3 protein-coding genes are annotated in these 3,216 nt (G+C 46.4%); all 3 read left to right on the plus strand.

The window, feature by feature from the left end; translation table 11 throughout:
* Positions 1-132 precede the first annotated feature (132 nt).
* On the plus strand, positions 133-297 hold the full coding sequence (locus tag X919_RS16840) for a hypothetical protein (RefSeq protein WP_172642714.1): 165 nt from the start codon (positions 133-135) through the stop codon (positions 295-297).
* Positions 298-310: 13 nt separating this feature from the next.
* The gene (locus X919_RS0105280; protein ID WP_155949669.1) at positions 311-1,984 is read left to right on the plus strand and encodes a hypothetical protein; all 1,674 of its coding nucleotides are present in this window, start codon (positions 311-313) and stop codon (positions 1,982-1,984) included.
* A gap of 281 nt (positions 1,985-2,265) precedes the next feature.
* Positions 2,266-3,216: DUF6261 family protein (locus X919_RS14870; protein ID WP_051502438.1), on the plus strand; the 951-nt coding region annotated here is incomplete at its 3' end.

The following is a 3,216-nucleotide window of genomic DNA, read 5'->3' on the forward strand; positions in this document are numbered from 1 at the left end:
ACATAAACGCTTACACACAAAGGGTGTGCACGAAGTTTTTTCATAACTTCATGCACACCTTTTTTGCGTGTATAAATGAATGGCAAAAGTAAGAATAAAATAATAACGTTTAATAAAAATAGTTTTAACGAGATGAAGAAAAAAAAGTATGTAGCTCCCACGAGCGAAGTCTTCCCAATGATGGAAGAATTATTGGTACAGAAAACTTCTGTCAGCCACGACTATCCGCAGTCAAGCGAAGAGGAATGGGGAAATGAAGAAACCATTATCGATGAGGATGTGGATATTGACAATTAAAACAACAACAGCAATGAAACATAATTTTTACACTTTAGCGCTATTTAGCCTTAGCGCTTTACTTATATTTGGTTCGTGTTCGAAAGACGAAATAACCACGGAACAAGAGAACCAAATCACACTCAATGGCCACAAGCTCGACATCAGTATTCAAGAAGAACCATTCGTGGCCGAAAGTCCCGTTTCGCGCAGTGTGCAACCTGCAAAGGTAGACACCATAGATTTGGGTAACGACCTTTATGCCGAAGTTTCGGTTGAACCCGACACCGAAGCGCCTACACATGCGCAGACACGTGCCGCTATGAGCGAAGGCCATTACACCATTTATGCAGTCAATGCATCTGGTGTGCGTATGCCCGACCAACTCTCGGGCACAGTGCAAGCTGGAAAGTTTATTCCCGACCACAACCAAAATATCGATTTAGATCAAGGCACTTACACTTTTGTTTGCCACAATGATGCAGTAGAGGATAAGGGTTATTCTTTAGAGGTTAAGAATGGTGTGGACGTACCTTTGATTGGTGTAACAACAAAGACACTCACGGCAGCGCGTGAAACTATATCGTTTGTCATGAAGCATCAAGGGGCACGAATCAGAACACAGATAACTTCTTATACAGCGTATGGAGATTTAAAGGTTAAGTACACTGGTAATACCTATGAGTCAGGAAATGCTATTTACGATGTCAAAGGAGCCTATTCAACTAAAGCGCCCATGGGAGATTTTACAATGGTAGACGACAAACCTATACAGAAAGAAGGCAATGAAAGCTTCTCGGCTATAGTTAAGCCTTTCATAGCTTCCTCATCATATGCATATATCGCAGGCGGTTTCCATTACGCAACCTGGAATGTTGTTGTTTCGGGAACGTTACATGGAAAGACCATTAATAAGACTTTTACGAGGACAACCAATCTCGATGTCAATCACACTTACCTTGCCAAAATTGCCCTCAAAACCAAAGACCCACTCTATCTCTATCAGGATGGCACCGTGGGCTATCTCGGCGACAAGGGCACGCGCACACCCATCGCCGTGGTTTCAAAGGAAAAGACGAACACTGAGGAGGGCACGGCCGTGGCGCTGAAGGATGCCAGTTATATGTATGCTGGAATTGTACATAAGGATTATGTTTACGGTGCATGGCCTCCTGCAGGCTCTCGTTTGTTTTCAAAGAATAACACATCAAATTACACTACTATTGCCGAGACCTTGGATGATATGAACGGATATAAATGGACTTGGGATGCAGCTGGCTCTACCGATGGAACCATTAAAGCCAATGACAAGGTAAATTATAACTGTTTTTATTGGGCAGGCAATTATAATCCTGGCGTGGCAACGCAAAATATAGGGAAATGGTATCTACCTGCTGCGGGCGAATTTAATCAATTTCTGAACTTGTTCCCTGGGATGGTTTCTCTTAATTCTCCTGCAGGGGTAAATTATCTCGAAGCAAACTTTAGTGATGACTCTTTTGGAAAATTAGTGAATAAATGTTTTACGGATGCTCAGGGAGATAGAATGTTTGGTGGCGGTGCAGGTTCAGGAATTCAATATTGGATGAGTTCAGAAGTGGGAATGACGAATCCATTGATATATTTTTCGGATAAAAAAGTAGAAATTGGCGTGGGATCTTATCGTCATAATGAAGGTGGATACCTTCGCCCCTTCGTTCATTTCTAAACAATGCATGGTTTTTGTAGGAAAGTGGTCGAAATGCCCCATCGGAAGGTCTGCGAGGGTTGTTTTCGAAATTTGACGACCAATCGGAGGGTCTGCGAGGGTTGTTTTCGAAATTTGACGACCAATCGGAGGATCTGCAAGGGTTGTTTTCAAAATTTGACGCCCCAACGGAGGGTCTGCAAGGGATTTTCCTACACGCGGCAGACGATGCCGATGTAAAAAGATAATTAGAAACCTGGCCTCTGGGCTGTTCTGGAGGCCACTTTAAATTTATATCGATTATGAAAATTGAGAATTTTAAACGTAGTGAGCTTCAGGGAATGGAGCACTACCAGTATGCCAGCCATGTGCTGCGCATGTGCCAAGAGGCACAAGTTGAGAAATTAACCGCTGTGTTGAAACCTTTAGAAGACGGGCTGAAACGCGAGGACGAGGCGCTCAACCGCCCATTGACCAAGGAGGCCACGCACGACTTGGAACAGTTGGACGGCGTGCGCGACAAGGCCTACAGGGCGCTGATGAAGGCGGTGGGCTTGGCTAAATTGAGCGAGGATGCCGACGAGGTGCGTGCCGCCGAGAAGGTGGCCGAGGTGGCGCGTCGCTATCGCAATGTGGTCGATTCAAACTACGACAAGGAGTCGGGATTGGTGAAAAATTTGGTGGCCGATTTGAAAAGTGCCGAGTGCACGGCGGCGGTAACAAAACTGAAGCTCACGGCGGCCATCACGCGTTTGGAAACAGCCAACACGGCTTTCGACGACCGCTATCACAACCGCTACAAAGGGGGCAAGAATGTGGACGACATGCGGGCACTGCGCACGGCGGTGAACAAGGCCATCGATGAGGCTTTTGAGCGTGTGGCAGCGTTGGACAATTTAGACCCGAGCGAGAAAATCACGGCCTTGATTCAGCACTACAACAACTATGTGCACGATCGTGAAACGGTGATTAAACAGCGCGAGACGACGAATGCGAAAGCCAATGCGGCGAAGATTGAGGAGCAACGCAAGATACTCACCCCGCTGTTCGACGACTTTGCTAAAACACTCGGTGTAGCGTCCGAAGCCGTGCATTATTCGGGTGAAAACCGCGGGTCGGGCACTGCAAAGTGCTATCGATTGACCATCGATGGCCGCGCAACCAGCATTTGGGCGAAGGTGAGCCGCAAGAAATTGGTCGAGGTGGCCGAAAAGGATTTGCCGAAAGCATCGTCAAACAAAAAGCATGGTGCG

Origin of the sequence: Prevotella sp. HJM029, assembly GCF_000599605.1 — a bacterium.
Classification (GTDB): Bacteria; Bacteroidota; Bacteroidia; order Bacteroidales; family Bacteroidaceae; genus Prevotella.